The 5714-nt window shown below is 45.2% G+C and carries 5 protein-coding genes; 2 read left to right on the top strand and 3 right to left on the bottom strand.

The window, feature by feature from the left end:
* Positions 1-146 precede the first annotated feature (146 nt).
* Entirely contained in the window at positions 147-1736 is a 1590-nt protein-coding gene (prfC, locus tag ACTHY5_RS10955) for a peptide chain release factor 3 (RefSeq protein WP_441879561.1), read from the bottom strand.
* 202 nt (positions 1737-1938) lie between these two features.
* Here prfC and ACTHY5_RS10950 point away from each other — a divergent pair, with 202 nt between their 5' ends.
* Together ACTHY5_RS10950 and ACTHY5_RS10945 are read left to right on the top strand one after the other, a co-directional pair.
* Positions 1939-2502 carry a tRNA-uridine aminocarboxypropyltransferase gene (locus ACTHY5_RS10950; RefSeq protein WP_441879559.1) on the top strand — a complete coding sequence of 188 codons (564 nt, stop codon included), beginning with the start codon at positions 1939-1941 and terminating at the stop codon, positions 2500-2502.
* A 492-nt stretch (positions 2503-2994) separates the two neighbouring features.
* Positions 2995-4236 carry a urate hydroxylase PuuD gene (locus ACTHY5_RS10945; RefSeq protein ID WP_441879557.1) on the top strand — a complete coding sequence of 414 codons (1242 nt, stop codon included), beginning with the start codon at positions 2995-2997 and terminating at the stop codon, positions 4234-4236.
* 233 nt (positions 4237-4469) lie between these two features.
* Here ACTHY5_RS10945 and ACTHY5_RS10940 read toward each other — a convergent pair whose 3' ends face one another.
* Both ACTHY5_RS10940 and ACTHY5_RS10935 read right to left on the bottom strand, forming a co-directional pair.
* Positions 4470-4805, bottom strand: coding sequence for a branched-chain amino acid transporter permease (locus ACTHY5_RS10940; RefSeq protein ID WP_441879555.1), 336 nt, complete (start codon positions 4803-4805; stop codon positions 4470-4472).
* Complete coding sequence (locus ACTHY5_RS10935; RefSeq protein WP_441879553.1) at positions 4802-5470, bottom strand: AzlC family ABC transporter permease; 669 nt, start codon at positions 5468-5470, stop codon at positions 4802-4804. Before ACTHY5_RS10935 ends, ACTHY5_RS10940 begins: the two co-directional genes overlap by 4 nt.
* Positions 5471-5714 lie beyond the last annotated feature (244 nt).

Here is a 5714-nt window from a genome sequence, read left to right as displayed (position 1 = left end):
TTTCCTCTAGGTCCAGCTTTAAATCAGATCACATTTTTACTTAGATTGGTATTACATGCACTACGCCAAGCCACATAGTGTGAGTGCGACAAACAATAACGCCGGCGGTTAAGCCGGCGTTATAGGGCAACATTATCATCACAAGCTTAGTGCTCGCGAGTTTTGCTAAACTCAATATCAGGATAACGCTCTTGCGTTAAGTTTAAATTAACCATAGTCGGCGCTATATACGTTAGGTTATCACCGCCATCTAATGCCAAATTTTGTGACATTTTACGCTCAAACTCATCGAGTTTTTTCGCGTCAGTGCCATATACCCAACGCGCAGTAGACACATTAATCGCCTCATAAAGGGCATCTACGTTATATTCTGATTTTAAACGTGCCACCACCACATCAAACTGCAGTACCCCCACCGCACCCACAATTAAGTCATTATTCATCAGTGGACGGAATAACTGCACCGCGCCCTCTTCCGATAGTTGCACCAAGCCTTTTAGCAGCTGCTTTTGCTTGAGCGGATCACGCAGGCGAATACGGCGGAACAATTCTGGCGCAAAGTTAGGAATACCAGAAAACTTAATATCTTCACCTTGGGTAAAGGTGTCGCCAATTTGAATAGTGCCGTGGTTATGTAATCCAATAATATCACCGGCCACCGCTTCATCGGCACGAGCACGGTCGCCAGCCATAAAAGTGACGGCATCAGATATACTAATGGTTTTACCCAAGCGCACGTGTTTCATTTTCATGCCTTGGTTATATACACCCGACACAATACGCATAAAGGCAATGCGGTCACGGTGACGCGGATCCATATTGGCCTGAATTTTAAAGACAAAACCTGAGAACTTCTCTTCATTCGCTTCAATGTCACGCTCTTGAGTTGAACGCGGCATAGGTGCAGGTGCCCACTTGCTAAAACCATCTAATACGTGATCGACACCAAAGTTACCCAATGCAGTACCAAAATAGACTGGCGTTAGTTCACCCGATAAAAACAATTCGTGATCAAACTTAGTGGCAGCGCCTTCCACCAGCTCTAACTCATCACGTAAGTTAGCTAACTCATCGGCATCTAGTATCTGCTCAAGTTCAGGGCTATTTAACCCCTTAATCACCTGTATTTCTTGAATGGCGTGCCCCATGCCTTGTTGGTAGAGGATCACCTCGTCATTTTCTAAATGATACACCCCTTTAAACCACTTACCGCTACCAATGGGCCAAGTAATAGGCGCGCACATAATGTTGAGCTCATTCTCTACTTCATCAAGCAGCTCCATGGGGTCACGAATATCACGGTCTAGCTTGTTGATAAAAGTCACAATGGGCGTGGTACGCAGTCGAGTTACTTCCATTAATTTGCGGGTTCTATCCTCGACCCCTTTACCGCCATCAATCACCATTAAGCAAGAATCCACGGCCGTTAACGTACGGTAAGTATCTTCTGAGAAGTCTTCGTGACCTGGGGTATCCAGTAAGTTTATCAGGCAATCGTTGTAAGGAAACTGCATCACAGAGGTGGTGACCGAAATCCCCCGCTCTTTTTCCATTTCCATCCAGTCAGACTTAGCATGCTGATTAGAACCACGCCCTTTTACGGTACCGGCACTTTGAATGGCATGGCCGTGCAGTAGTACTTTTTCGGTAATGGTAGTCTTACCCGCATCCGGGTGCGAGATGATAGCGAAAGTACGACGTTTAGCGACTTCCTGTAGAAATTGCGATGATGACATGAGCGAGTTTCTTCTTTGATAAGAGCAAGCACCTTATGGCACCGACTCGAGGACGACGAATAAAACGGCGACTATTGTCGCCGATCCGCGCCTTTTCCTCAATCAAGAGTTAAGGTCACAGATTGATAGTTTATGCACATGATGAACCCATAGCAGCTTATCGCTATGATAGGTATTGATATTTATTGGGGGAATTTAGGAAATGGCTCGCACTTACTGCTCTCATTGTCAGCTACCACAAAGCGCCTGTTTATGTGCTTATGTTATCACTCAGCCGTGCCCATTGCCTATGGTGATTTATCAACATCCGCTAGAAGCAAAACACGCCAAAAGCACGGTCCCCTTGCTGCGCTTAGCGTTGCCCGATATACAGATTAAAATAAGTGAAATATGTACGCCACCGCAGCCTCTTACTTCAGGGAATTGGTGGCTGCTGTACCCTGGAGCGCAGGCGCTAAATATAGACTCTACCCCCGTCTGTCCCAAAGACATTGGTGGCTTAATAGTATTAGACGGTACTTGGCGAAAAACACGGCGCTTATTACACTTAAACCCTTGGCTAACTCAATTACCCTGCTTAAGTTTTAGTCAAGCGCCACAGGGGGCTTATCACATTCGTAAAGGCCCTGGTGGCCAAGCTTTATCCACTCTTGAAAGCATCAGTTATGTACTGGAGCGCTTAGAACCGTCTTTTTCATCGGGCCCTTTGCAGCAGTTATTATCAGCTAGAGTGCAGCAATTTTCAGTACGAACGCCAGAAAATTAATTTAATAATCAACTTGATACATGCATTATCAGCAGCGATAAACACCATCACCATAGGTCACTCTACTGCAAGTATTTAGCATTTCTGATACATTTTATAAAATTTATTGCTCATTTGATCACAAAATCCGTTATCATTATCTCGTCTTATGTTAGCTGCATGTTTTTTAATCAGTGTTGCGTGTATAAAAAGCTTCACCAGCGATTAAAGCGTAAGTGACTGATAAGCAACAACTTAAGACAAAATACTGTCATTGAGCTATCTTTAAAAGCAATAATAAAATAATTTTATTGTTAAAGATCATTGACATTCATCACGAAATTGAAAAAAATCTACATACAAATTGTCAACATTTTGCTTTTTAAAACGCATACAATTTGAACTCAAGAAGGCAGCGCATGTGGTCTCAGCCCCCAGCTCATAGTAAGTTGGGCACCTGTTTCGATGCGCTAGGGTCCCAACTAATAAATATGAAACAGAGAAGGTAAGACCATGGAAGCGTATCTGCTGGAATTTGGTAACTTGTTAATTAGATGGCTGCACGTTATCGCAGCCATCGCTTGGTTAGGTGAGTCTATTTATTTCGTTATGCTTGATAACGGCTTAAAAGCACCTGAAAGCGAAGCATGCAAGAAAAAAGGCGTGTTTGGTGAAATGTGGGCTGTGCACGGTGGTGGTTTCTACCACAATCAAAAGTATGCAACTAGCCCAGAAGACTTACCAGAAGACCTGCACTGGTCATTCTGGAAGGCCTACACCACTTGGTTGTCAGGTTTTGGTCTGTTTACCTTGTTGTACCTGACCAATCCAAGCTTCTACCTTGTTAACCACAGCAGTTCGTGGGAGTGGGCCGCCAATATGACTGGCTGGCAGGCAAACATTGCCGCTCTTACCTTCTTACTGTTAGGTTGGGTTATCTATAACGAGCTGTGTAAGCGCATTAGCCCGAACATGACCCGTGATGGTATTTTGAGTGTGGCTGTTGGCGTTATGATGGTGATTGTGGCTTATTTGAGCACACAAATCTTCTCTGGCCGTGCCGCTTTCTTGCTAACCGGTGCGGTAATGGCTACCGCCATGTCAGCAAACGTTTTCTTTTGGATTATTCCTGGTCAGCGTCGCATGGTTAATGCCATGAAAGCCGGCGAAACACCTAATCCTATAGATGGTTTACGTGGTCGTCAGCGTTCGGTTCACAACACCTACTTCACCCTGCCTGTCGTATTGTTGATGCTGAGTAACCACTACTCCTTCACCTTTACCCACGAGCTGTCTTGGGTGATTATGGTGCTGTTCATCTTCTCTGGTGCGTTAATTCGTCAGTACTTTGTTCTGATGCATCGCGGCCAGAAGCGCCCAGGTTACCCGATTGCTGGTGTTATTCTTATCTTGATCGCAGTATGGATTGGCGCACCTAGCACTAAGCCTGCTGTAGAAGCTCCCACGCAAAGTAGCACCACAACAGAATCCGGTGAACAAACTGCTGACGCTATCACCTTAGCTCAGGTAGAAGCTGTGATGGAGCATCGCTGTGTACAATGTCATGCTGCTGAGCCAACGCACCCAAGCTTTGCCGCAGCCCCTGCTGGTATTATGCTAGACTCGCAAAAGCAGATACAGCTGCAAGCGGGCTCTATTCAGCAAGTTGTAGCCAGTAAATACATGCCTTTGGGTAATTTAACTCAAATGACGGATGAAGAACGCGCCCTTATTGCTGCCTGGAATGGCCAGTAAATAGCGTACTCTTCTAATGAAAAGGCCCGCCTAGTGCGGGCCTTTTTTATGGGCGAGGATTACTATTTATACCAATCTGAAAAACTAACTGATCGGGTTTTATGGCTTCTGTTGGGGCGATTTCAATCGACCAGAAACTATAGCAAGGCCTAAAGAGGTCGAATAAATTCAACCCTACGCTTGGGGTAGATTGGTATTACTTAGTATCTTCACTCCCTGCAATACAATAAATATTACAACAAGATCCCTAGCCAGTTATTCATTAGCGCCATATAAAGCAGAGTACCTGAAGCAATACTCAGCAAGGCTTGCTGGCGCCATAATTGGAGAATAGCTACTACAGCTACCGCTAGCATTTGGGCATAGCCATCGCTAGGCTGGCTCCAGTTATGCACATTCATGGCATACAAGGTTAATAGCACCATCATGGCCACGGGCAGCCGACGACCCAGTATTTGGATGCGAGTATGATGGGCAATAAAACCACGAGCGATAAACGGAAACGCTCGCAGGCCAAAGGTAACCCCCGCCATAATAAGCGCACTAATAAAATAATCGAAGTTGCTCATGCTGTTACCTCCGAAGACTTAGGCCATGCTAGCAACACTAATACCAGCATAATGGATGCCGCTAATAAGAAATATTCACTCATCCAAACCCCAGCCAGACCAGAAGCCACTAGGCCTAAAACAACGGCTCCCCAATCTTTTTTAGCCCGTATTTGCTCAACGGCAAGCACGGTAAATAACGCGGTTAAGGCAAAATCTAACCCTTGTAAGCCCGGCGGTAAGCCACGAGCCAACACCATGCCGATCAGGGTGCCTAAAATCCAATAGCTTTGATTAAGCGCTACTACTTGTAAGGCGGTTTTACTGTCTTTAACTTGGCCAGAGGCACTTAATAATGAATAGGTTTCGTCGGTAATACCAAAGATAAAATAGGGCCGCCCAATCACGCCTTTGGGCAATAAATGATATAAAGAAAGGCCATAAAAAAGGTGTCTAAAGTTCACCAATAAGGACGCAACAGCCAGATCAACCCAGCCAATTCCCGCCGCCAGCATGCCCACTGCCAAATACTGTAATGCGCCGGCATAGACAATCACACTCATTAACGGCGCCCAATACCAAGTGAGACTGGCATCCACCCACAGCACCCCAAACACAGCCCCTAGCGGTAAATAGCCCATCATCACTGGCACAGTTAAGGATAATGTGCCCTGCTTACTGGTCATTTAGTTCCCTTAATAACAAAAAGTTAGCAACAAACACTAGAAAATAAGGGATTCACCTGTGTTAAGCAAGGTAATGGCACCTAAGATCATCATATTTAACACTTTAGTTGAATAAAGTAGCCGTATGATCTGGCTGAGAGCAAGGAAACGCCAACATAAAACGCGTGCTCACAGCGTCACTTTCAACCCAAACTTGCCCCTGATGTAACTGCATAATAGAGCGCACAATCGATAACCCTAATCC

The organism is Oceanisphaera sp., assembly GCF_052084945.1.
GTDB lineage: Bacteria > Pseudomonadota > Gammaproteobacteria > Enterobacterales > Aeromonadaceae > Oceanimonas.
Note: the sequence above shows the minus strand (reverse complement) of the source record. Positions and strands in the feature narration are given on the sequence as shown.

Bases quoted from the DNA above. Each gene is read 5' to 3' on its own strand.
- ACTHY5_RS10940 (WP_441879555.1), bottom strand. From the start codon at position 4,805: ATGAGCAACTTCGATTATTTTATTAGTGCGCTTATTATGGCGGGGGTT.
- ACTHY5_RS10935 (WP_441879553.1), bottom strand. From the start codon at position 5,470: ATGACCAGTAAGCAGGGCACATTATCCTTAACTGTGCCAGTGATGATG.
- ACTHY5_RS10945 (WP_441879557.1), top strand. From the start codon at position 2,995: ATGGAAGCGTATCTGCTGGAATTTGGTAACTTGTTAATTAGATGGCTG.
- ACTHY5_RS10950 (WP_441879559.1), top strand. From the start codon at position 1,939: ATGGCTCGCACTTACTGCTCTCATTGTCAGCTACCACAAAGCGCCTGT.
- prfC (WP_441879561.1), bottom strand. From the start codon at position 1,736: ATGTCATCATCGCAATTTCTACAGGAAGTCGCTAAACGTCGTACTTTC.